The organism is Aureimonas mangrovi (assembly GCF_014058705.1).
Taxonomy (GTDB): domain Bacteria; phylum Pseudomonadota; class Alphaproteobacteria; order Rhizobiales; family Rhizobiaceae; genus Aureimonas; species Aureimonas mangrovi.
Window position 1 is genome coordinate 1,373,506 of the sequence record NZ_CP059692.1, and the last position, 23,748, is coordinate 1,397,253.

The 23,748-nt window shown below is 65.8% G+C and carries 18 protein-coding genes and 1 tRNA gene; 10 read left to right on the top strand and 9 right to left on the bottom strand.

What is annotated here, in order from left to right; translation table 11 throughout:
• Window positions 1-9: 9 nt before the first annotated feature.
• Genes H1343_RS06370 through H1343_RS06380 form a run of 3 tightly spaced genes read right to left on the bottom strand, consistent with a single transcriptional unit; the run spans window position 10 to window position 4,090 of the window.
• Window positions 10-867 (bottom strand): MBL fold metallo-hydrolase, encoded by an 858-nt coding sequence (locus tag H1343_RS06370; RefSeq protein WP_185985068.1) that lies wholly within the window; start codon window positions 865-867, stop codon window positions 10-12.
• Window positions 868-871: 4 nt separating this feature from the next.
• Entirely contained in the window at window positions 872-1,339 is a 468-nt protein-coding gene (locus H1343_RS06375; RefSeq protein WP_185985069.1) for a cyclic nucleotide-binding domain-containing protein, read from the bottom strand.
• Window positions 1,340-1,342: 3 nt separating this feature from the next.
• The gene (locus tag H1343_RS06380) at window positions 1,343-4,090 is read right to left on the bottom strand and encodes an ABC transporter ATP-binding protein (protein ID WP_185985070.1); all 2,748 of its coding nucleotides are present in this window, start codon (window positions 4,088-4,090) and stop codon (window positions 1,343-1,345) included.
• A gap of 138 nt (window positions 4,091-4,228) precedes the next feature.
• Here H1343_RS06380 and H1343_RS06385 point away from each other — a divergent pair, with 138 nt between their 5' ends.
• From H1343_RS06385 to H1343_RS06395, 3 genes are read left to right on the top strand one after another with little or no spacing between them, the layout of a single operon-like run.
• On the top strand, window positions 4,229-5,374 hold the full coding sequence (locus H1343_RS06385; protein ID WP_185985071.1) for a glycosyltransferase family 4 protein: 1,146 nt from the start codon (window positions 4,229-4,231) through the stop codon (window positions 5,372-5,374).
• Window positions 5,362-7,266, top strand: coding sequence for a glycosyltransferase (locus H1343_RS06390; protein ID WP_185985072.1), 1,905 nt, complete (start codon window positions 5,362-5,364; stop codon window positions 7,264-7,266). The genes H1343_RS06385 and H1343_RS06390 overlap by 13 nt, the downstream gene beginning before the upstream one ends.
• On the top strand, window positions 7,263-8,621 hold the full coding sequence (locus H1343_RS06395; protein ID WP_185985073.1) for a nucleotide sugar dehydrogenase: 1,359 nt from the start codon (window positions 7,263-7,265) through the stop codon (window positions 8,619-8,621). Before H1343_RS06390 ends, H1343_RS06395 begins: the two co-directional genes overlap by 4 nt.
• Here the strand turns inward: H1343_RS06395 and H1343_RS06400 are convergent.
• On the bottom strand, window positions 8,611-9,912 hold the full coding sequence (locus H1343_RS06400; RefSeq protein ID WP_185985074.1) for a glycosyltransferase: 1,302 nt from the start codon (window positions 9,910-9,912) through the stop codon (window positions 8,611-8,613). The two genes, H1343_RS06395 and H1343_RS06400, sit on opposite strands and share 11 nt — an antisense overlap.
• Window positions 9,909-11,171, bottom strand: a complete 1,263-nt coding sequence (locus H1343_RS06405; protein ID WP_185985075.1) for a glycosyltransferase family protein — start codon at window positions 11,169-11,171, stop codon at window positions 9,909-9,911. The genes H1343_RS06400 and H1343_RS06405 overlap by 4 nt, the downstream gene beginning before the upstream one ends.
• Window positions 11,172-11,650: 479 nt before the next feature.
• Between H1343_RS06405 and H1343_RS06410 the strand changes: the two genes are divergently transcribed.
• Both H1343_RS06410 and H1343_RS06415 read left to right on the top strand, forming a co-directional pair.
• Entirely contained in the window at window positions 11,651-12,499 is an 849-nt protein-coding gene (locus tag H1343_RS06410) for a fumarylacetoacetate hydrolase family protein (RefSeq protein WP_185985076.1), read from the top strand.
• A 276-nt stretch (window positions 12,500-12,775) separates the two neighbouring features.
• On the top strand, window positions 12,776-13,060 hold the full coding sequence (locus H1343_RS06415) for a hypothetical protein (protein ID WP_185985077.1): 285 nt from the start codon (window positions 12,776-12,778) through the stop codon (window positions 13,058-13,060).
• A gap of 544 nt (window positions 13,061-13,604) precedes the next feature.
• Here H1343_RS06415 and H1343_RS06420 read toward each other — a convergent pair.
• Window positions 13,605-13,680, bottom strand: a tRNA-Lys gene (locus H1343_RS06420).
• A 323-nt stretch (window positions 13,681-14,003) separates the two neighbouring features.
• On the opposite strand from H1343_RS06420, the gene H1343_RS06425 reads away from it, so the two are divergent.
• From H1343_RS06425 to H1343_RS06445, 5 genes are all read left to right on the top strand, one after another.
• Window positions 14,004-15,434, top strand: coding sequence for a UbiA family prenyltransferase (locus H1343_RS06425; RefSeq protein ID WP_185985078.1), 1,431 nt, complete (start codon window positions 14,004-14,006; stop codon window positions 15,432-15,434).
• Window positions 15,424-16,773: an FAD-binding oxidoreductase gene (locus H1343_RS06430; protein ID WP_185985079.1), complete on the top strand. Its 1,350-nt coding sequence runs from the start codon at window positions 15,424-15,426 to the stop codon at window positions 16,771-16,773. The genes H1343_RS06425 and H1343_RS06430 overlap by 11 nt, the downstream gene beginning before the upstream one ends.
• Window positions 16,774-16,904: 131 nt before the next feature.
• Complete coding sequence (locus tag H1343_RS06435; RefSeq protein WP_185985080.1) at window positions 16,905-17,339, top strand: EamA family transporter; 435 nt, start codon at window positions 16,905-16,907, stop codon at window positions 17,337-17,339.
• A complete protein-coding gene (locus H1343_RS06440) occupies window positions 17,336-18,349 on the top strand; it encodes an NAD-dependent epimerase/dehydratase family protein (protein ID WP_185985081.1) in 1,014 nt (337 codons plus the stop codon). The genes H1343_RS06435 and H1343_RS06440 overlap by 4 nt, the downstream gene beginning before the upstream one ends.
• A gap of 11 nt (window positions 18,350-18,360) precedes the next feature.
• Window positions 18,361-19,815, top strand: a complete 1,455-nt coding sequence (locus tag H1343_RS06445; RefSeq protein WP_185985082.1) for an aspartate aminotransferase family protein — start codon at window positions 18,361-18,363, stop codon at window positions 19,813-19,815.
• Window positions 19,816-19,877: 62 nt separating this feature from the next.
• Here the strand turns inward: H1343_RS06445 and H1343_RS06450 are convergent, their stop codons facing one another.
• From H1343_RS06450 to H1343_RS06460, 3 genes are all read right to left on the bottom strand, one after another.
• Window positions 19,878-21,602 carry a hypothetical protein gene (locus H1343_RS06450; protein ID WP_185985083.1) on the bottom strand — a complete coding sequence of 575 codons (1,725 nt, stop codon included), beginning with the start codon at window positions 21,600-21,602 and terminating at the stop codon, window positions 19,878-19,880.
• Between the two features lie 318 nt (window positions 21,603-21,920).
• Window positions 21,921-22,871 carry a lysylphosphatidylglycerol synthase transmembrane domain-containing protein gene (locus tag H1343_RS06455; protein WP_185985084.1) on the bottom strand — a complete coding sequence of 317 codons (951 nt, stop codon included), beginning with the start codon at window positions 22,869-22,871 and terminating at the stop codon, window positions 21,921-21,923.
• Between the two features lie 133 nt (window positions 22,872-23,004).
• Window positions 23,005-23,727, bottom strand: a complete 723-nt coding sequence (locus H1343_RS06460) for a hypothetical protein (RefSeq protein WP_185985085.1) — start codon at window positions 23,725-23,727, stop codon at window positions 23,005-23,007.
• Between the last annotated feature and the right edge of the window lie 21 nt (window positions 23,728-23,748).

Here is a 23,748-nt window from a genome sequence, read left to right on the forward strand (position 1 = left end):
TCCCCGATCTCAGTCCCGATCGGCCTTCATGCCCAGATCGATCCTCAGGCCCGGCCGCGCGGAGATCGCGCCAGGGAAGATCGACTGGGTGTCGGCCTCGATTCGCGCAAGCTCGGCATCCGCGTGCTTGTGGGAATGGTGAAACAGCACGAGCCTTTCGACTCCCGCCCGCCTGCACAGGCGGACGCCTTCCTCGTTCGACGAATGACCGTAGCCCTCGTAACGAGGCATTTCGGCATCGGTGAAGGTCGTGTCGAAAACGAGGACGTCCGCGCCCCGAACGAAATCCTCGAGCGCCGCGTCGCGTCGCCCCGGCACATGCTCGTGGTCCGTCGCATAGACGATCGTGCGCCCGCCCGCCTCCACCCGGTAGCCGACGGCACCGTTCGGGTGGCACAGCTCGTGTGTTCGCATGCGGATGCCCGGTGCCGGAACGAGCTCGTCCCCCGGCCGGAACGTCACATAGTCGATCCGCGCCTTGAATTTCTCCAGTCCGACCGGATGAAAGGGCGGCCGCAAAAGGTCCGCCAGGAGTTCCCGGCAGTCCTTACCGTCCTGCATGTGCCCGGCATGGATGCGGATGGAACAGGCGGGGTCGTAGAGCGGTGCGAAATAGGCAAGACCCATGACGTGGTCGTAGTGGGCGTGGCTGAGGAAGAGGTCAAACTCGCGGCGCCCCTCGGCCATCAGCCGGTTGCCGAGCGCGATGGCTCCGGTGCCGGCATCGAAGACGAGCATCCGGTCCAGCGCTTCGATGGAAACGCAGGCGGTTCTCGCCCCGAAGGCGGAAGGGTCGTCCGGCGCGGCCGGAATAGATCCCCGCGCTCCCCAGACCTCCAGGCGCATCGCCGCTGGTGAAATTGTCATCGGGTCACGCGGGAGGCTCGGCCGCCTCCGCGCGTGCCGCCACCAGTTCCGCCGAGGTCCGGTTCAGCCGCAGCGCCATCTCACGCAGCATCGCGCGCGCCATCGACGGGAAGGCATCGAGCATGTCGGAGAGGCAATCCTTGCCGATCTGGAGCGTTGCGAGGTCGCTCTCCGCCCTGACGGTCGCCGTCCTTGGAATATCGCACAGGATTCCGATCTCGCCGACGATGTCGTTCCTCCCGAACCGGGCGAGCTCGATCTCGCCGATGGGCGAGCTGGCCAGCACCACGGCCTCACCGGACATGATCAGATAGGCGCTGTCACCCACCTCGCCCTGATGGAAGAGCACGTCGCCCGCCGCGAAACACATCACCCGCGAGGTGTAGGCGACCAGCTTCAGCCGGCTCGGCTCGATGCCCTGGAAGAGGGGCGCGCGCCGGAGGATTTCGACCTCGTTCGAAAGAAGGCTCATGGCTCAAGCTCTCCGCTGCGATCCGCCAGCCTCGAAATTATCGCCGCCCTGCGACGACGATAGGACGAGGTCGGCGGGCTGTGCAAGCTCGTCCTCCACGACCTGCCCGCGTTCGAAACGCAGGGTCCGGTCGAAACGTTCGGCCGCCATGGCGGCCGAGCTCACCCAGAACAGGCCGAAGGGGCGTTCAGGATCGCGCGCTCGCTTAAGGACGGCCTCGACGATGCGCAACTGCGTATCGGTGTCGAGCGCCGAGAGGCAGCGGTTCGCGACGAGATAATCCGGCGCCTTCAGAAGTGCGCGGGCCAGTGTCAGCTTCTGCTGCTGCCCCAGACTGAGGCGCTTGGCGCCGGAGCCGAGGTCGAATTCGAGCGCGGTGCGCAGGACGAAGGCGCGAAGGCCGGCGAAGTCGATCGTCTTCTCCAGGATCGCGCCGATCTTTGCGGCAACGCGCGGCGTGGTGTCGGCAAGGCGCCCGAAGACGATGTTGTCCTGCAAGGTGGCGGCAGGATTGAAGGCGCCCGGATCGTTGAAGACGATGCTGTCGCGCACGAGCGGAGAGGCGGTCTCCTGGAAGAGATGCCGCGCCTCGATGATCCGGGCGCGCAACGCGTCGTCGATGAGGCCGAGGCGATAGCGCGGCTCGACATAGGTCAAGGCCAGCCTGATCAGCGAGCTTTGGTCCTCCGTCGTCAGCGAGTTGGCCTCATCCGGGTCGACGCGCATCAGGAGCTGGCGGTAGAAATCGATTTCGTCGGGGCTGATGATGTCGATGCGCCGCAGGATCGGATTGTCCGTGCCGACCTCGCCGAAGAGCTCGACCAGGGTCGTGGCGATGGTGAGGCCCATCCTGGCGAGCGTATCGTCGAGCCCGGTCTCCTGCAGGACGCGACGCGCGTCCGAGCGCACGAGAAGGCGCGTGGCGGCCAGATCGCTTTCGCCCGATGCGCCGAAGACGATGTTCTCGAAAATCGTCGCATTGTGGAGGAACCGGTCGAGTTCGAACCGCTCCACCACCTCGCCGAGGCCGGCTTCTCTCATCGCCGCGTCGAAACGGGCGCGGGCGACGAGCACCCGGGGGGCGGCAGCTTCGGCCCGCGAGAGAGGGATGCGGCGCGAAAGCCCGAGCCGCATGATGTCGCCCGTCAGTTCCACGATCGAAATCGCCTCTTCGATCAATGCGCCTTCGCGGTCGGGGTCGAGCGGCAGCACCGAATGATCGATCCAGTCATCCCGCGCATCCAGAACCGTGTTGCCGGAGGCCTTCGCCTCGTTGCGCATCTGGATCTCGGCCCGGCTGGCGGAGTCGGCGACCGCAGGGGAGGGGTGATGCATCAACGGGTAGAGGAGGGCCTCACGCAACGTGGACTGGGAATAGTAGGGTGCGGCCTCCGCATAGGCGAGGCGCCGGCCGGTGACGGATTCCGGCCAGGACGCGAAGGGCCGGCCGGCAAGTTCGAGCCGCCCCGCCGCGACCGGCGCGAGCCCCACGAGCGCCTCCGCGACGCTCTCGGCCCCCTCGCCGAGCGGCGCGAGCACGAGGACGCTCTCGTGCAGCGGAAGGTCGAGCGTCACCGAGGTCGCGAGCGGCGAGCCGGTCTCGTCGCGGATCGTCACGTCCAGGAGGCGGAAACCACCGGAAAGCGCCGCCACGGTTTCGCCGACCGGGGCCTGCGTCTTCGCATCGAGAAGATTGTCGATCTCGAACTGCTGAGCGACCTGCTCGTACTTCACGTTGACGTCGAGCCGCATCAGGTCCCAGTCAATCAGATCCTTCAGCGGCGAGGGAAGCTCGCGATAAGCCGCGATCACCGCGACGAGCTCGCCGATGTCGATTTCGCCGCGGATCGCGAAATAGCCGCCGAACAGGTAGAAGATGAAGGGCGTGGCCTGCGACAGGAAGTTGTTGAGGAATTTGACGAAGAACTTCCACTGGTAGATGTCGAAGCGGATCAGGAAGATCCGGCCGAGCTGCTGAGCCGTTCGCGCCCGTACGATGTTCGAGGTGTCGTTGGTGCGGATCGTCGGCATGCTTTCGATGATCTCGCCGATGCTGCCGGCGAGCCTGCGCGCCGTTAGCTGTCTCTCGCGGCCCAGAACCAGCAGCCTTCGGCGCATGCGCGGGATCACCGCCGCCTGAAGCAGCGTCACGCCGAGAGCGATGGCGCCGAGCGTCGGGCTTTGCAGGAAGATGAATACCATCGCCGTCAGGATCTGGCTGGCGAGGTACAGCGGCTGGACGAAGGCGTCGCCGATGAAGCCGCCGATCGGCTCGAGCTCGTCCTTGATCATGGAGGCGACTTCGGCCGGCCGCACGCGCCGGAACTGGCGGATCGGAAAGCGCAGCACCCGGTCGACCATCTCGTAGCGCATGCGACGCAGCATCCGCTCGCCGAGCCGGCCCTTGTAGGTGTTCAGATAGAACTTGAACGCTCCGTTCACGATCACGAAGAACAGGAACAGCATCGAGAGGGCGACGAGGGCCTCGATCCGCTCCAGCGGGATCGCGTCGAAGAGGACGAGTTCTTCGGGTCCGCCGATGAAGCCCGGCAGCGGCACGGCGAGGCGGAAATAGTCGACCGTGGCCCCGGCGGCCTCGAAGCCCTGACCCTGGATCGGGCCGTTGATGATGAGCTTCGGCAGGTTCAGCGACAGGAACAGGGGGATGATGGATACGAGAACCACCACCAACATCCAGATCTGCTGGGGGCGCGTGTGGTTCCACACATAGCGATAGAGAGAGGTAGCCATCTGCGTTCGGCTCCACTCCAGACACGCATCATCACCAAAGTGGGAGAAGGGCAGGTCGGGCGCAGCGCGTCAAGCTGGACGGCTTGCGAGCGTGCGAGCGCCGGGATACGGCTGCGCTGAACGGGGAACCTGAAAGCAGTGCCAACCCGACCGCCGGCCGCAAGCCTGCCGATCGCGTTCTACGCTCCCTTGAAGTCGCCGGATGATCCGGTGCCTTCCGGAGACAGGACCCTTGCGCGTCTTCTCCTGGCCGCGCTGACGACCGCCGGCTTCGAGCCGGCGCTGGCGAGCACGCTGCGAAGCTTCTCGGTGGATGGGGCCAGGCAGAACGCGCTTCTGGAAGCCGGCGAGACGCAAGCCAACGAAGTTGCCGCACGGCTCATGCAGCTTGCATCGCAACGACGTCCGCGCCTGTGGTTCACATATCACAACCACTACAAGGCCCCTGACCTTCTGGGGCCTGCGGTCTCTCGTGCGCTCGCCATCCCCTACGTGATCGCCGAGGCCTCGCACGCGCCCAAACGAGCCGGAGGGCCGTTCGACCGGTTCCACCACATGGCGGCGCAGGCATCGCTCGCAGCCGATCTCCACCTCGTCCTGAACCCACGCGACGGCGCCGGTCTTGCCGCGCTCCGCGCCGGCACCGAAGGTCTCGTACCTTTCGCCCCATTCACGGCTGCGGCCATGGGGCCGGCACCCTTGCCCATCCCGGAAGACGGGCCGCTGCGCCTGATGACCGCCGCGATGATGCGGCCGGGTGACAAGTTCCAGTCCTATCGGGTGCTGGCCGATGCGCTCGGCCGCCTCGATTGCGACTGGACGCTGGATGTCGCCGGGGACGGCACGGCGCGCGCCGAAGTCGAGGCGCTTTTCGAAGGGCTTGGCGCACGGGTGCGCTTCCACGGCCTCATCGATGGTCCCGCCGAACTCGCCGCCTTCTATCGCGCGGGCGACCTTCTCGCCTGGCCGGGCGTGAACGAGGCCTTCGGAATGACCTATCTGGAAGCGGCCCGCGAGGGCCGTGCCGCAGTCGCTATGCGCTATGGCGGCGTCGCGACGGTCGTTGCGGACGGGGCTTCCGGCATCCTGACTGAAGCGGGCGACGTCGCGGCCTTCTCGGCGACGCTGGACCGGCTCGCGCGCAACCGCGCTCTTCTGCGGCGGCTCGGCGCGCAGGCGCGAAACCACACGATGGAGCATCATGGACCGGAGGCCGCGGCGCGCCGCCTCAGGGAAACGCTGTGCCCGCTTCTCAAAGTGGGGGATGCGCGATGCGCGTCCTGATCGCGGTCACGCATCTTCTCGGCAGCGGTCATCTGGCGCGCGCTGCGCTCCTAGGCCGCGGTCTGGCGGCCGCGGGTCACGAGGTCTGTCTGGCGAGTGGCGGCAGGCCGGTCCCCAACATCGACACGAGCGGCGTCGAATTCGTTCAGCTTCCGCCGGTTCATTGCCGTGGCGCCGATTTCCGCACGTTGTGGGGCGAGGGCGATCTGCTTCTTGACGACGTCTTGCGAGGAAAACGGCGCGACGCGCTTCTCGCGGCCTTCCGGCGTCTGCGGCCCGACGTGGTGGTGACGGAGACCTATCCCTTCGGCCGCCGCACCCTCGCGCTCGAGTTCGATGCGCTTGTGGAGGCGGTCTGGAAGCGTGCCGATCGGCCTGCGCTGCTCGCCTCGGTTCGCGACATCCTCGCTCCGCCGTCCTCGCCGCAGAAGGGCGCGCGCACCGAGGCGATGATCGTGGAGCGATATGACGGCGTTCTCGTCCACGGGGATCGCGACACCATTGCTCTCGAAGCCTCATGGCCGGCCAGCGGCCGGCTGCTGTCGCACCTCCATTACACAGGCTACGTTACGGATGCCGCTTTGCCGGATGAAGTCGAGCGCGGCGACGAGATCATCGTGTCGGGCGGCGGCGGCATCGCCGGCCTCCCGCTCTTCGCAGCCGCCTTGGAAGCGTCGGAAAGGAGGGAGAACAGCGCGACCTGGCGCGTTCTCGTCGGCCACGGGGTGCCGGAGCCCGAGTTCGAGCGGCTTGCGGCCCGCGCACATCCGAGGTTGATCGTGGAGCGCGCCCGGCGTGACTTCCGCCGCCTTCTTGCCGGCGCGGCCGTCTCCGTCAGCCAGAGCGGCTACAACACCGTTCTGGACCTCGCCGCCACCCACACCCCGGCGGTTCTAGTGCCTTTCGAGGAAGGGGGAGAGACCGAGCAGCGCACCCGCGCGCAGGCCTTGGCGGCGGGCGGGCACGCGGTGCTCCTGCCGGCGCAGGACCTGTCGGCCGAACAGCTCCTCCTTGCCGTAGATCGCGCGCGTCACGAGCTTCGGCCGCTCGATCAGAGCACCGCGACGGACGGCGTCACGCGCAGTGTCGCTCTGATCGAGGCGGCTGGGGAGAAGGCGCGTCGGGTCGCATCGGCGTGGCGCGCGCTGGAGGCGCGGCTCGACGCGCTGCACGATGCCGGCCGACCGGCTCGCATCTGGTGGCGCGATGACGACGCGGCCGAGCCGACGCCGGCTCTGGAACGCCTTCTCGACCTGCGCGCGGAGCTCGATGTGCCGATCGCGCTCGCCGTCAGCCCGCGCCTCGCCACGGACACTCTGGCGCAGAGGCTGGCCGGGGAGGGCGCATCGGTCTGTGTCCTCGTCCACGGCGTCGCGCATGAGAACCACGCTCCGCTGGGAGAGAAGTCGCGCGAACTCGGCTTTCGCCCTGCCACCGAGACCCTCTCGGCGCTCGGCGATGGTCTGGCGGATCTGCGGGAGAGCCTGGGCGAACGGGTGCTGCCGGTGCTTGTGCCGCCCTGGAACCGGATCGACGAGGAACTGGTGCCTCGGCTATCCGCGCTCGGCTATCGCGGCCTGTCCACCTTCGGCGCACGAGCTTCTCGGTGCCGCGATGGCCTGGCGATCTGCAACACGCATTGCGATCCGATCGACTGGCGCAGGGGCGGGGGCCTTGTCGACGAAGAGACCCTCCTGCTTCGGCTCGTGCGGGACATCGAACGCGAGGAGGAGATCGGCATCCTGACGCACCATCGCGTCCATGACGAACGGATCTGGCACGTCACGAAGCGCCTCCTCCGTCTCTTCGCGAACCATGCTGGCGCACGGATCGTGGACGCGGCCGCGATCTTCCCCGACCCTTCACCCGAACAGCCAAGGATGGCGCGATGAGCGAGCCTCGAGCCGAACCCGACAACGCGCTGGCCCGCGAACTTCTTTCGCGCATCGAGGCGCGTTCGGCGCGCATCGGCGTCATCGGGCTCGGCTATGTCGGCCTTCCGCTCGCCCTCGCGCTGTGCCGCGCGGGCTTCCCGGTGATCGGCTTCGACATCGACGAGCGGCGCGTCGCCCTCCTCAATGGCGGCGAAAGCGGCATCCGGCACATCGAATCGGACGCGATCCGCATTGCGCTCGCTGAGAATCGTTTTGAAGCCACGGCCGACTTCACGCGTCTTGGAGAGGCGGACGCCGTTCTCATCTGCGTGCCGACGCCGCTGACGCGCCAGCGCGAGCCAGACCTGACCTTCGTGGAGCGCGCCAGCCGCCAGATCGCGCAGACCTTGAGACCGGGCCAGCTCGTGGTGCTGGAATCGACGACATGGCCGGGCACGACGCTCGAAATCGTCAAGCCGATCCTTCAGGCGGGCGGCGAGCGCTCCGGCGAAAGCTTCTTTCTCGCCTTCTCGCCGGAGCGCGAAGACCCCGGAAACCCGCACTTTGCCACCGGCAACATCCCGAAGATCGTCGGCGGCGACGGCGAGGCGGCCTTGCGGCTGGCCGACGCCCTTTACGGCGCGACGGTCACGGCGACAGTGCCCGTCTCGAGCCCTTCAGTCGCCGAGGCCGTGAAGCTCACCGAGAACATCTTCCGCTCGGTCAACATCGCGCTCGTGAACGAGTTGAAGATGGTCTACGGCGCGATGGGCATCGACGTCTGGGACGTCATCGCAGCCGCCGCCACCAAGCCCTTCGGCTTCATGCCCTTCCAGCCGGGCCCGGGGCTCGGCGGCCACTGCATCCCGATCGACCCGTTCTATCTCGCCTGGAAGGCGCGCGAGTTCGATGCGCCGACGCGCTTCATCGAGCTGGCCGGCGAGATCAACACGGCGATGCCGCGCCATGTGGTGGATCGTCTGGCCGAAGCGCTCGACCGACGCTTCCAGCGAGGGCTGAACGGCGCGCGAATTCTTGTTCTCGGCGTCGCCTACAAGCCCAATGTCGAGGACACGCGCGAGAGCGCCTCGTTCCGCCTGATCGAGCTTCTGCAGGATCGCGGCGCCGTTACCGAGTATCACGACCCGCATGTGCCGGAGATTCCACGCACGCGCGAGCATGCGCAGCTGGCTGGTTCACGTTCGGTGGCGTTGACGCCCGATACCATCGCCGGCTTCGACGCGGTTCTGGTGGCGACCGACCACGACGATGTGGACTACGGGCTGATCGCCCGGCACATGCGGCTCGGCGTCGACACGCGCAATGTCTTCGCGCGCACGGGGGCGGATCAGTCGCGCGTCGTCAAGGCGTGAGGGTGGGGCGCCGCGCTAGGCTGGCATCGAGGAGGCCGACGAGCGTCGCGATGCCGCCATCGAGGGAGAATTCGTCGCGAAGGCGCCGGAAGGCCGCTTCGCCCAGCCGTTCGCGCGCTGCGGGGTCGGCGATCAGCGCCTCCAGAGCCTGCGCGAGAGCGGACGCATCGGCGGGCGGCACAAGGCGGCCGTTCTGTCCGTCCCGTATGAATTCGGGCACACCCGCGTAATTCGTGGAGACGAGGGCGAGTTCCTGCGACGCCGCTTCCATCAGGACGTTCGGAAGCCCGTCGCGATCGCCCTTGTCGCCCTCGCGGCAGGCGAGCACGAAGAGGTCCGCTTCGCTCAAGGCCGCGACCACCTCGTCCTGAGGCTGCGAGCCGCGCCATTCGATCCGATCCGCGAGCCCGAGCCGTTCGGCCTGTGCCTTCAGTTCGTCCTTCAGTTCTCCCGATCCCACATGGACGAAGCGCCAGTGCTGGTCGGCCGGCAGGCGCGAGAGCGCTTCCAAAATGTCGGCGAAGCCCTTCTTGGCCACCATTCTGCCGACCGAGACGATGCGCACCGGATCGAGCGGATCGGTGCCGTCGCGCCGGGCGCTCCGCAAGGGAGGCGCGGGAAAGCGGCGAAGGTCGAGGCCGTGATAGGCGAGCTGTACGCGCGCCGGCTCGCCGGACGGTGAAAGTCGTCGCAGCTCCTCGTAGCCCTGCTTCGTGCAGGTCACGCCCCAGCCGCTGTCGGCGATCTTCTCGCGCCGTTCCCATTCGGGCGTTGTCCAGATGTCCTTGGCGTGGGCCGAGAAGCTGAACGTCCCCTGCCGCAGAAGCGCCGCGTAGCGGGCGACGGAGCCGGGCGTGTGCAGGAAGTGGACGTGAATGTGGGCGAGTTCGGGATCGAGTTCGCGCGCCAAGACCGCGGCCTGTCCGATCCGTCGCAGGCGATTGGGTGATGGGTCGCGCCGAAGGTCGCGCAGCGCTGTGTGCAGGAATGCGCCGAATCCTGGTAAACGCCGGGCTTGAAGAAGGCCGGCGAGAACGCGGCGCGGTGCCCTGTAGAGATACTCCGGCAGATAGCGCACACTCGCGCGGATGCGTCGATGCAGCTCGTGGCGGTCCGTGTCGGTAGGCTCGCGCAGCGACCAGATATCGATCTCGAAGCCGGCTTGCTCCAAAGCCAGGATTTCCTGCGCGATGAAGGTTTCCGACAGGCGCGGATAGCCCTTCACCACAACGGGAAGCCGCCGGGCCGGCCTTGCGCCGCCGCCCGGATCTGTTTCTGTCTCCCGCCTCATGCCCGAGCGGCCCCCGAGTCTGTCCTTGTCGAGCCGTCCTTCAAAAGGTCGCGCGTCGCCGCTTCGATCCGTTCGAGACCACTCAGGAGACCGGGTGGGAAGCCGTTCGACGGAAGCGGCTGATGAGCCAGTGAACGGATCGCCTGCGCCATGACGCCGGGGTCACGCCGAACGTTCGGCTCCAGCAGCGCCCCGTCCAGCGTGGTGACGAGGCCGAGCCTGGCGGCTCGCTCGGCGCGGATCGCCTGTTCGAGCCGGGGCGTGCGCCGTGGCACGATCAGGGCGCGCTTGTCGAAAGACAGGATTTCGCAGAAGGTGTTGTATCCGCCCATGGCGATCACGCCCTCGGAGCGATGCATCAGATGCTCGATCTTGGTGTCGAAGGTGATCGCTTCCACCTTCGGCAGCCGCGCGATTCGCTCCATCAGCGCCATGCGGCGCTCGCGCGGGACGAAGGGGCCGAAGACGAGAAGGGCGCCCAGCACGAGCGTCTCGTCCGCCTCGTAGGCCGAGACCACCCAGTCGAACAACTCGTCTCCGTCGCCGCCACCGCCGGTCGTCACCAGAGCGAAGGGCTCTCGCGTGAGCCTTGGATAGCGCGTCGTCTGCGTGCGCGGCGGCAGGTCGCGGCGGATATAGCCCGTGTAGATGATCCTTTCGGACGCCGACGGGCTTAGCTCGAAGGCCGAAAGCGGCTCGTAGATTTCTGCGAGGCCGTAGACCCAAACTTCGTCGTAGAAGCGCTCCAGAGCCTCCAAGGCACCTTTACGCTGCCATTCTGGAACGATGACGGAGGGCTCATCGAGGACATCGCGCAAGCCGAGGACGATGCGCGTGCCGGCCTTCTTCAGATGGTCGAGCGTCCTCACGAGCTCGTCGCGAAAGCCGGTGGGCTCCTTGTCGACGATCAGAATGTCCGGCCGCAACTCGCGCGCGGTCGCCATGATGATCGCCTCGCGCATGCGGACCGCTTCGTCGAGATCGAGCGACAGGCTGGAGGTGGAGTAGCTGCCGTCGGGGAGCTTCACGACCCCTGGAACGCGGACATAGTCGACGCCATCGGCGAACTCGAAGTTTCCGATCACGGGAGAGCCGGAGATGATCACGATGGATGCATGGGCAAAGCCCGTCGCCAACTGGTTGGCGATCGCCCGGCATCGACGGATGTGACCCAGCCCGAACGTGTCGTGGCTGTAGATGAGGATACGCGGACCGCTGGACCTGCCTCGACGGGCTGCTTCGAGCGATGTGACGGACATCTTGGATTCCTGGGTCTCGGGAAACGAGGCCGGTGCCGAAGGGACGCACTATAGGCTACGGACGCGCAGTGCGGGATTCCTGTCGCGCTGCTGTCGAGGATTTTTTACAGGGCGCCGCGAAGACGCCTGACCCGCTGCCCGACTTCCGTTGGGGACCCGCGTAAAGCCAGCCTCGCCGTCGGTGATGAAGGCGCTGGCGATCATGAAGCGTCCGGCGGTTGCGTCGGCCGCAGCCATTGCGACGGTTCGGTCACGTCGGCGGGCAACCGCGATGATCTCAACGCGGCTTTAGGCGGCCGGACCCGCTATCGACGAGGCGAATCGACCCCCTGCCGAAGTCGCGGGTATCACAGGTGCGAGAAGCGTCGTCGGTGTTGCGGCCGGTTGATTTTCGGGCCGCACCGCGTCCATCACTTCACAACCCAGCTCGTGAGGCGCGTCGTGCCTCCTCGGCGATCCGCGTTCGGAAGGAAGACAACATGAAACTTCTTCGCCACGGTCCGGCCGGATCCGAGAAGCCCGGCGCGCTGGACGTCGCCGGCGACATCCGAGACCTGAGCTCGATCATCGTCGACATCGATGCAGCCGCGATCTCGCCCGACGGGCTTGCGCGGCTGCGAGAGGTCGATCTTTCGGCGCTGCCGCGCGTCGAGCGTGGCGTGCGGCTTGGCGTGCCTGTTCGCGGCGTGGGCAATATCGTGTGTATCGGCCTCAACTATTCCGACCATGCGGACGAATCGAACGCGCCGATCCCTAAGGAGCCGATCATCTTCACCAAGCACACCGGCGCGCTTTGTGGTGCCGATGACGACGTGATCCTGCCGCCCGGTTCGAAGAAGCTCGACTGGGAGGTCGAACTCGCCCTCGTCATCGGACAGCCCTGCTGGCATGTCGCGGAAGAGGACGCCCTGTCGCATGTCGCAGGCTACACGATCCTCAACGACATCTCGGAGCGCGAATACCAGATGGAGCGCGAGGGGCAGTGGTCTAAGGGCAAGAGCTACCCGACCTTTGCACCCTGCGGGCCGTGGCTCGTGACGGCCGACGAAGTCGGCGATCCGCAGGCTCTCGATCTGTGGCTGGACCTCAATACTAGCCGTGCCCAGACCGGAACGACCTCGCGCATGATCTTCGGCTGCGCCCATCTCGTCTCCTATGCGAGCCGCTTCATGGCGCTGCAGCCAGGCGACATCATCACCACCGGCACGCCGCCCGGCGTCGGCCTCGGCCGCAGGCCGCCTGAGTATCTGAAAGCGGGCGACGAAATGCGTCTTGGCATTACCGGATTGGGCGAGCAGAGGCAGACCGTGCGCATGCGGGCGGGGTAGTCTTGTGCGGGACCTTCGGTTCAGAAGATGCGAAGTGAAGCCTGCAGCAGGGCACGGCCGCGCCTCCACGTGCCGCTTCCCCCGTGGATCCGGAACTCGGGGCGTTCGGCGGTTCGGCAAGCTGCAGGCGCGCGATGCGTGCGCCCCCACACAGAGCGTGCATCTTCCATTCGAGATATAGAGATGTGCCACTCGCCGGTGAGGCGAGGGTGTTGACTGTTCTGCTACCGTAGGGCGAATTACCTTTGGGAATGCGCCTTTGGGGAGCGGACCGCCATGCAGGCCAAACTTGATCCGCAAATGCTGCGCGCCCTTCGCAAAGTAGCCGATAACGCTGGCGTCGTGCGCGTAGCCGATGATCTCGACCCCGAGACCGTGCTCCCTGGCGTTGATCGGTTGATAGAGGGCGGACTGATTGTATGCCGCCCGGCCGACGAGTTCAGCGACTGGGACAGCTACGTCCTGACGCATTCCGGAAAAGAGGCGATCGCCCTGACAGCCCGCCTTTCGCTTTTGAACTATCTGCGTTCATGGCTTCAGCCGTTTACGCGTGCGAACTAGGGTCAGGGGGCAGCACAGGTGGGACGCGACGACAGACCGGCGCCGCCCATCGAGGCTAGGCAGTAACGCGCCTGAACTACAGGCAACTTAAGCGTTAAACCACCTTCAGACCGCCACGTCGCCAGCCGTCTGGCTGCGCGGGTGGAAGACATCGTGAAAAACAATCCGGAGATCGCCGAGGGTCGATATCGACCGTCTCGAAGCGCCCTGGCGCGAAGCGAGCTTCGATCAAAAGCGCAGCAAAGAGGTTGCGCTATTCCAAGTCGCGCTTGTGGGGTACTTCTGCCAGCGCGGCGCGGACAGTGCGGCCGTGCCAGAGTTCCGCCTCGGAGTGCAGGACGACGAGATCGACCGCCTTGGCAACGCAGCGCCTTCTCTTCGAATCGCTGCCCACCTGCTTCGAGGCCGTGACCGGCCTCGATCGGCACCGGACTGTGTGCGGTGCTATCTCGGCGACGGCGGCGACAGGGCGGCCACAAACTGTGAAAGCGCTTCGAGCCCGGGGGGAAGCGCTATCGCAAGTCGTCTTGATCGTTAAAGATTTTGGTGGGTGATGTAGGGATCGAACCTACGACCCGCTGATTAAGAGTCAGCTGCTCTACCAACTGAGCTAATCACCCAAACGCCGAAGCGTGTCGACGCCGGGTCGCGACGTCGTGCGGCTTCATAGGAGCTTCCGAAGACGCTGTCTATACATCATCGGAAAAAACCGTCGCTTCGCCCTGCGATCACGCTACAATCGCGAAGGGATCATGTGCCCAAACAGCCTCCCGGCTCTCGTCTCGGTCGCAAGGTGCTCCAGGCCGTGAGAAGCTCGGTTAACCGTGAGTGCAGGTATCTCTTGCGCAAGATCGACGATTTACCACCCCGCAATCTTGAGGTGCCAACGTCTCGCTCGAGACGAGAGTCGGCGGACAATCCGGGGGCCGGTGTGGATGCTTGCATGACAGACATCGAGCGGCCGATCTATGTCGACCTCGACGGGACGCTGATCCGCGGCGATCTCTTGTGGGAAACCCTGTTCCAGTATGCGCGCCAGCATCCTGCAGCGCTGTGGCGGATCGTGCCTTGGCTCGGCCGCGGCAAGGCCGGCCTCAAGGCCGCGCTCGCCTCCGCGATCCGCTTCGACGCCTCGCTGCTGCCGTATCGCGAAGAGGTGGTCGAGGCTCTGCGCCGCGAGCGCGCGCGGGGCCGGCGCATCGTGCTGGCGACCGCTGCCAACGAGAGGCTGGCACACGCCGTCGCCGAGCATCTCGGCCTGTTCGACGCCGTGATGGCGAGCGACGCGACCACCAACCTGTCCGCACGGCGCAAGCTCGACCGCATCCTCCGCGACTGCGGGGAAGGCGGCTACGATTACTACGGCAACTCGGCCGACGACGTCTGCCTTCTGGACGCGGCGGGGGAGGCGACCGTCGTGCAGCCCGACAGTGCCGCAAAGCGCTGGCAGTCCGCGCGCAACGCCCGGCTGCTGGAGGACGAGGGTTCCTCTCTCCTGCGCGGCTGCGTGCGCGCCATGCGGCCACATCAGTGGACGAAGAACGCGCTGATCTTCGTGCCGCTGGTACTCGGGCTCGAGTTCTTCCAGTTCTCGCTGTTCGTCGCCGCCGCGTTCGCCTTCGTGTCCTTCTCGGCGATGGCCTCCGCCATCTACATCATCAACGACCTTCTCGATCTCGATTCCGACCGGCGCCACAAGAACAAGCGCCGCAGGCCCTTTGCGAGCGGCACGGTGCCGATCCCGACGGGACTTGCCCTTTCGGGTGGCCTATTCCTCTTCTCCTGCGCGGTGGCGTTGTTCCTGCCGCCCGCCTTCTGGCTGGTGCTCGCCAGCTATCTCCTCATCACCACCGCCTATTCGGTGGCGCTCAAGCGGATGCTTCTGATCGACGTCCTGACGCTTGCGGCCCTCTACACCACGCGCATCATGGCGGGCGCGGCGGCTGTGTCGGCTGACGACAGCTTCTGGCTCCTCGCCTTCTCGATCTTCTTCTTCCTCTCGCTCGCTCTCGTGAAGCGATACACCGAGCTGGTGGAATTCGGCGTGGGTGCCGAGCGCTCCAAGACGGGGCGCGGCTATGTGGACGCCGATCTGGAGACGCTTGCGCAAGCCGGCATGTCTTCTGGCTTCGCCTCGGTGCTGGTGCTGGCGCTTTATGTCGACAGCGCCGACGTGCGTCAGCTCTACGACCACCCCTATCTCCTGTGGCCGCTGTGCCCCCTGGTCCTCTACATCATCGTGCGGATCTGGATCCTGGCGCGCCGCAACCAGATGCACGAGGACCCCGTCGTCTTCATTCTGCGTGACTGGCGCTCGCAAATCATGGTCGCGGCCGGCGCACTGATGTTCGTGGCCGCGGCTTATGTCGGCTGAGACATTTCAGAGCTGGGGGCGCGTCCAACGCAACGAACGTCGCGCCGTCAGCGAATTCGAATGCGGCGATGCTTTCGCCATCTCGGAGGGTAGCGTGCTTCCGGTCGGCTGCGGTCGCTCCTACGGCGACAGCTGCCTGAACGACGCCGGCACGCTGATCGACATGCGCCGGCATACCGGTATCTTGTCGTTCGACGAGGAAACGGGTCTTCTCGAGGCGAAGGCGGGAACGCTCCTGCGTGACATCACGCAGCGAGCGGCCCCGGCCGGCTGGTTCCTTCCGGTGACGCCGGGTACGCAATTCGTTACCCTCGGCGGCGCCATCGCCAACGACGTCCACGGAAAGAACCACCACCTGCGCGGTACCTTCGGCCGCTGGGTGCGCGCCTTTCCCCTTCTGCGCTCGGACGCGCCCGTCCGGGATCTCGAGCCGGGCGACGAACTCTTCGCGGCGACGATCGGAGGCATGGGGCTGACCGGGATCGTCGAGCGCGCGACGATCCAGCTCATGCGCGTCGGCTCGACAGCGATCCGACAGACGACGAAGCGCTTCGATCATCTCGGCGATTTCTTCCCGCTTTGCGAGGAGGCGGAAGAGCGGCACGAATATGTCGTCGCCTGGATCGACAGCCTCGCCGGCGGTGACCGGCTCGGCCGGGGCCATCTCATCTGCGGCGACCACGAGACGCGGGGCGATCGGAGCGGCGTTGCCCGCAGCCCCATCGCCACGGTGCCATTCACGCCGCCGCTCAGCCCCCTCGCGGGACCGACACTGCGGGCCTTCAACGAAATCTATTATCGCCGGATGGGCGCGAAGCCGCAGATCGCGAACGTGCCGTTCGACGCCTTCTTCTATCCTCTCGACCGCGTGCGCTGCTGGAACCGGCTGTACGGCCCGCGTGGCCTGCACCAGCACCAAAGTGTCGTGCCGCTCGGCGATGCGCCGCGGGTGGTGCGCGCGCTGATCGAGGCGGCGCGGGCGCGCGGGCAGGGCTCGTTCCTGACCGTTCTCAAGCGCTTTGCCGCGTTGCCGAGCCCCGGCCTTCTCAGCTTTCCGCGCGAAGGCTACACATTGACGCTCGATTTCGCCCATAAGGGTGGGGCGACGCTCGCCCTTCTCGACGAGCTGGACATGATCGCCATCTCGGCGGGCGGAGCGGTGAACCCTTACAAGGACGGCCGTATGTCGCGCGAGGTTTTCGCTCGCTCCTTCCCGCAGTGGCGCAAGCTGGAAGGCCTGCGCGATCCTCGGATCGCTTCCGATTTCTGGCGAAGGGTGACGCAGGAAGCCGTAACGGCAGGCCGAGATGACGAAGAATCGCTTCGACAGACGGCGTAAAACATCCTTTCACCTTCCAAGCACTTCATGCGCAATTCATCCTGAGTCATGCAGGTGTGTGCTTCTGCAGTGCGGCATGACATGATATTACAACCATGCGGCGAGAAGCCCGCGGTGAGGCATCCTTCGCAATGTCTAGATACATCCCGTTCATCCTGTTCACCGTGTTGACGAACGCGCTGGCGCAGCTTCTGTTGAAGTACGGCATGACCCATCTCGGCAGCCTCGGATTTGCCGGCGTGAACCCAATCCTGCGTGTTCTCCAGATCGTCTTCAGCCCTTTCGTCTTCCTGGGGCTCCTGACCTTCGTCATCTCGATGGCATCGCATCTTTACGTTTTGTCGAAGGTGGAGCTGTCCTACGCCTATCCGTTCCTCTCGCTTGCCTATGTCGTCGTCGCCGTCGCCGCCTGGCTCCTCTTCTCGGAGAACCTGAACGGCTGGCGCATCGGCGGCATCGCGCTCATCTGCGTGGGAACGGTCCTCATCGCTCAGGGCGGCAGCCGCGTCGATGGCGAGACGCCAACCCGTGAAACGCATTCATCCCGGAACGAGGGCGTCCGATGAAGCACGTCATTTTCGGAGGCGACGGTTTCGTCGGCCGCCATCTCGCAGCACAACTCGTCAAGGATGGCGAGGAGGTGATCGTCGCCGACATCGCCCGCAGCGATCTGCCTCACTACCAGCACTCGACCCATCTGACGACGGATGTCACCGATGCGGCCGCCGTGCGAGCGGTGCCGATCACGGCCGACGACATGGTCTACAACCTGTCGGCCAAGATGCTTTCGCCGATCGTCACGCGCGCCGAGCGCCATGCTTTCTTCTGGCCGGTGAACTACGACGGCACGAAGAACATCATGGAGGCGATGGACGAGGTGGGGGCCTCCAAGCTGGTCCATTACACGACCGACATGATCTACGGGCACACCTACACCTACCCGCAGAAGGAGGACCATCCGGCCAACCCCCTCGGCGAGTACGGTCTGTCGAAGCTGAAAACGGAGGAACTGGCCGCCCAGTGGCGCACGCGCGGCATGCGCGTCTCCCTGTTCCGGCCGCGTCTCATCATCGGTCCGGGCCGGCTCGGCATTCTCGAGAAGCTGTTCAAGCTCGTCGACATGAACCTGCCGGTGCCGATGATCGGCTCCGGCGCGAACCCCTATCAGTTCATCTCAGTCTTCGACTGCGCGCAGGCTGCGCGCCTCGCCTGGAAAGCGGGTGTGCCGAACGAAGCGTACAATCTCGGCTCCGACAACCCGCCGCCGGTGCGCAAGCTCCTCGGCGATCTCGTCAAGCATGCGGGCTCGAAGTCGATGCTTCTGCCGACGCCAGCCTTTGCGGTCAAGCGCACGCTCGACTTCCTCGACTGGCTGAACATGCCGATCATGGACCCCGAGCAGTATCTGATCGCCGACGAGATGTGCATTCTCGACTGCTCGAAGGCCAAGCGCGATCTCGGCTGGGAAGCGCGTTTCCGTGACGAGGACATGCTGATCGCGGCCTATTCTGAGTATCGGGCCAAGAAGGAAGGCCGGCCTGTGAAGCCGAGCCTCTTCCCGCAAGCAGCCGAGTGAGGAGCAAGGAGATGCTGGAACGCGTCGAAACCATCGCGCCGAAAGACGAGCCCGCCTTCCGCCGCGGTCCTGCCAAGCCTTCGCTCCTCAGCGTCGAGGACGCCAAGGCGATGGATGTCGGCGAGATGGCGAGCCTGTTCAAGGCCCACATCAACCCCGGCCAGTTCCATTTCATGAAGCTGCTCGGCTTCCACAAGGTGAAGGTCGAACGTGCCGAGGGCATGTACTACATCGACCAGAACGGCCGCAGGATTCTCGATTTCTTCGGCGGGTTCGGCTCGCTCGCCTTCGGCCACAACCACCCGCGCATCCTCGCCGCGCGTCAGCGCTTCCAGGACGAGAAGCGCCACGAGATCGCGATCGCCTTCCTGTCGCAGTACGCAGCCGCGCTCGCCAAGAACCTCGCCGCGATCTCCCCCGGCGACCTAGACATGGTCTTCCTTGGCTCCTCCGGATCGGAGGCAATGGAGGCGGCGGTGAAGGTTGCCGAGCGTGCGAGCGGGCGGAAGAACTGCAAGATCGTCCATGCCGAGAACTCGTTCCACGGCAAGACGAAGGGCGTCCTGTCGCTGACGGATTCGCCACTCTATCAAGGCGAGTTCAAGCTGACGGGCAACACCTACAAGGTGCCCTTCGGCGATCTGGCCGCCCTCGAACGGCTTCTGCGCTCCGATCCGGATATCGGCGTCGTGGTGCTGGAGACGATCCAGGGCGGGGCGGGTATCGTGACCGCGCCGACTGCCTATTGGCAGGGGGTGCGGCGCCTGTGCGACGAGATGAACGTCCTGTGGGTGGCCGACGAGGTTCAGTGCGGTTTCGGCCGTTCGGGCCGGTTCTATGCCTTCGAGCATCACGGCGTGGTGCCGGACGTGACCGCGCTCGCCAAGAGCTTCGGCGGCGGCAAGGCCGCGATGGCGGCCATGATCGCGCGGCGTGAGGTCTACATGAAGGCCTATGGGACGCCAAAGACCGCTATGATCCATGCGCACGCGACCTTCGGCGGCATAGGCGAGGGATGCATCACTTCGATCGAGGCGCTGAACACGCTCTACGACGAGGACCTGATCGGCAATTCTGCGGAGGTCGGCGCCTATCTCCTGGAACGGCTGCGGGCGATCGCCGCGAAATACCCGACCATCATCAAGGAAGTGCGCGGTCAGGGCCTGATGGTGGGGCTCGAGTTCCACGACTTCTCGCGCACGCTGCCGCTGGCGCTGCGGCCCATGGTGGCGATCCTCGACGACAAGCTGAAGGGTTCGCTGTCAGGCTTCGTCGGTGCACTGCTCCTGCGCGACCACGACGTCCTCGTCGCCTTCACCGAATACAATCGCAACGTCATTCGTCTCGAGCCGCCGCTGATCTGCACGCGCGAGAACGTCGACCAGTTCTGCGATGCGCTCGACGCGCTTCTTTCGCGCGGGATCGTGGCGATCGTGAAGGACTTCGTCAAAAGCCAGATCGGCTGAGCGACGGCGACGCGAAGTGAAGCTTCGAAGGGCCGGGCGGCGACGCCCGGCCCTTTCAGCATTCAGCCTCGCGGGTAGGCGAGCCAGCATGCCGAGAGACGGATCTCCCGCCGTCCCTCCAGCGCGGGCGCGTAAATGTCGCGCAAGGCCTCGTTCGCCGAGGTGATAGGGCAGGCCGGGTACAGGATGAGGTCGCTCGCCGAGACCTCGGCCATGGTCCGCTCGTCCGGCGGCTGCGGCACGGTCCGATACGGATCGGCGCCGATCGCGACGTATCGCGGCCCTTGCCGATCCAGAATGTAGGGGAACGGATTGACGAAGTTCAGCGACAGGATCGTCTCGAAGCGGACGCCGTTCTCGCGCTCATAGGCGAGGATCGCATCGGCGGCCTCGTCGGCCGCCATCAGCCAGCCGAGCTGGAAGTCGAGGTCGGAGTAGAGCGAAAGGCCTGGCAGGATGTTCCTGTCCGCAAAGGCCTGGAACGCGTCCGCGTGCTCGATGTAGACCTCTCGCGACAGCCGGGCGCGCTCCATCGCCTCCGGGCGCTGGCTGACCTGCCCGAGCGCCTTCAGATGCGTATGGTCCAGCGCGACGTACCCGTAGGCTTGCCCGATCATCGCGCGCGAAAAGCGATGGAGGGTATCGACCAGAGGCGGCAGCGCCGTTGCGGCGACGAGGATCAGAATGACGGCGCGCAGGCGCGGCGCAGGGCGGCGGCTCACCTGCAGGATCGCGAGAAGCACGGGCCAGAGCAGGATGAAGGCCTGTCCGCCGGTGTTCTGGGTTTCGTAGAAGAGGCCGGCGAAGAGAGTCACGCCGAGCCACAGGGATGGCCTGTCGAGAAGCCTCGTTATCACCTTCACCAGCGGGGCCCGACGTTTGGCGCCGAGGATCAGGCCGATCTCCCGGCGCTCCGCGAAGAGCAGCGCCAGCAAAAGAAGTGATGCCGAGCCGAAGACGCCGAAATGCAGCGAGGCCGCCTGGAGGAAACGGGAGAGGAGGCCGCCTTCATTCATCGTGATGAGCGTCGCGATGTCCTGCAGATAGGCCGAAGGCGTGCCGGTCAGCAGTTGCAGCACTGCGAGCGCGGCCAGAAAGCCGAGGGCCGCGCCGATCGCGGCCTTCCAGCCGACGCGACCGGCCGCGAAGGCGAAGGCGCAGACGAGACCACCGGCCAGAAAGCCCGTGATCTTGACGAGGAAGAGTGCGAGGCACAGCCAGGCGATCAGGACCGCCAGGATGACGCGGCTGCGCGTGAAGAGAAGAGAGGCGACGAGCAGGTAGAGAAGCTCGGCGCCGTGGCGGTTGTAGATGCCGTAGCCGTCCACGCTCGGGAAGGTCGAATACTGCTCGACATTCATCGGCATGAGCTGGAAGGCGAGGAAGGGCAGGAGCAGCGCGAAAGCGATCGAGCGCGAGCGGCGGCCGATATCGAACACCAGAAGCGCGAGCGCGGGCGCGGACACGGCCAAAAGCGACCACTGAACGAGAAGCAGCGGCTGGGCTCGCTCGAAAAGCGCCATCCCGGCAGCAAAGAGCCAGTAGGCGAGAGGGCCGACGGGCGCGAAGAAGTCCACGGAGGGTTGCTGGCCCGTCAGGACCCGTTGTCCGCCATCAAGGTAGACAACGAGGTCCCAGTACATCGCTCCGACAGGAAGCTTCAGTGGAATTGACAGGAGGAGGACGCACAGGATCAGGACCAGCGCGAGAATCAGAAGCGGCCAGAGCACCCGCTTGCGATCACGCGCATGCCCGGCCTCGTCGCGTATGCCGGCCGCCTGTGCCATCACCCCTGCCTCTGCCGACCCCGTTGAGATGCGCAGCACTCTCGCGCGCCAGTTGTTAAGGCCGCGTTCCCGATTCGAGATGCGCGAACGCTATGCGCGTCCGGAACTCGGCATCACCTATGAACGGCCGCCTCCATGATCCGGCGCGACGACTGGCTGCAGTTCGGAGCCGCCGCGTGCCGCAAGCTGGGTCTGGAACTGGCCGGGAGGCCCGTCGGCATTCGCCCCCGCCGCATGAAGACAGCGCGCATGGCGAAACCGGACGACCGTTCGGCAGAAGCCAGCGGCAGGAGGTTCCGCCGTGAGCGGCCTCGGGTGCTATTCGGGGAGCTTGGCCTTCGGCGTCGGCTGCTTCCACATCGCGCTCTGCTCGAAGACGAGCACGATGACGATCGCAACTGCGAACGGTACCAGGAGATAGAGGATACGGAAGACGAGGAGCGCGGCGAGAACGTCGGTGTCCGGCACGTCGCTGAGCCCAGTCAGGAATGCGACCTCGAGGACGCCGAGCCCGCCCGGCGCGTGGCTGACGAGCGCGAGCGAGAAGGAGATGACGAAGATCGCCATCACCACGACGAAGCCGGGATTGCTCTCGGGCGGCAGCGCGAAATAGATGATCGCCGCCGCAAAGATGATTTCGGCTGGTGCCACGAGCAACTGGCGCCACACCACCGTTCGCCGCGGATACTCCAGATGGAAGCGCCCGATCGACAGCGGTTTGAAGCCGAGGAGGCTGCCGGTCACGTAGAGGCCGACGATCAGCGCGATGCCCGCGACGACGAGGTAGGAGATGCTCGGCGCCACGTCGAAATAGCGCGTCAGGATTTCCGGCTGGATGGCGAGCGCGACGCCCGCGACGAGTATGACCCCGAGACCGAAGGTGAAGGAACAGAAGGCGATCAGGAGAGCGACCTCGCCGACCGACAGACCCTTCGACTTGTAGGCGCGATAGCGCACCACGGCGCCCGAGAAGACCGATGCGCCGATATTGTGCGACAGTGCGTAGGTGGTGAAGGACGTGGCCGCGACAAAGGGAAAGGGGACGTCGCGACGCAGATGCTTCAGCGCGAGCCGATCGTAGAGACCGAGCATGGCGTAAGCCGCCAGGGCCGCTGCTATCGAGCCCATCCACTGCCAGCGATCGATCGCCTTGAAGCTGCCGAGGATCTCGTCGAGCGAAAGCTCGCGCACTTCGTGGTAGAGGATCCAGCAGGAGAAAACGACGGCCGCCAGGCCGATGACGGGCCAGACGTAATCCTTCAGTTTCATCGCGGATCCTTCACTTGCCTGCAGGCTGGCTGCGCAGACGCTTTCGCGCCTGCGACATGCCCCGCTCATAGAGCATCACGGAGCGATCCGAAACCGCGCGAGGGCGAGTTGTCGGCGATCTTGCCGGCCTGTCTCAACCGCCGCGGGCAAGCCGGCGCCGATTTGCCCGCACGCGATCCGAATAAGGTTTAAGGCCCGCTGACAGGATGCCGTCCGCATCGAAGAGCTTCCCCGGCGCGCCCGCCATCGCCGCGGCGGTGGCACCGACGAAGGCGCTACCCACTGCTAGGTTCATGGCGAGGACGCTTTCATATCCGGCCTGCACCTTCTCCCAAACCATGCGCTCGGCCTCGTCTGAGTCGAGCTTTCCGAGCCCGAAGCCGGAAAGCCACAGGCCGCCGACACGAGATCCGACCACGAGCGGGGCGAGCGTGGAAAGCGCAAGCATTTCTGCGGCGACCTTGGGGAACGGGTTCTTGCCGGACGTCATCGTACATTCCTCGACGGGCGCGTCGATGGATGGCGCGCGAACGGTTCGACATGTGGGAGCGCGTACTGCTGATTCAAAGTGCGACGGTTGCTCGCACAGGCGCGCGGCGACGCATGAAGAAAAATGCTTGACGCCGTTCCGGGACCGGAACCTTTTCGTGATGATGCGGTTATCGCGGAATACCGCCTTGTTCCACAGGAGTATCCAATGTCGCAGCGCCGCATCGCCATTATTGCCGCCTCTCTCGCCGCCGCTATGGCCCTTTCGGCCTGCGCCAACACCGTGCGCGGTGTCGGGCGCGATCTCGGCAACACTGTCGACGCGACCGAAGGTGCCGTGAACGACGTCGCTCGCTGAGCGAAGCAAGCGCGGCGCCTGAGCCGCAGA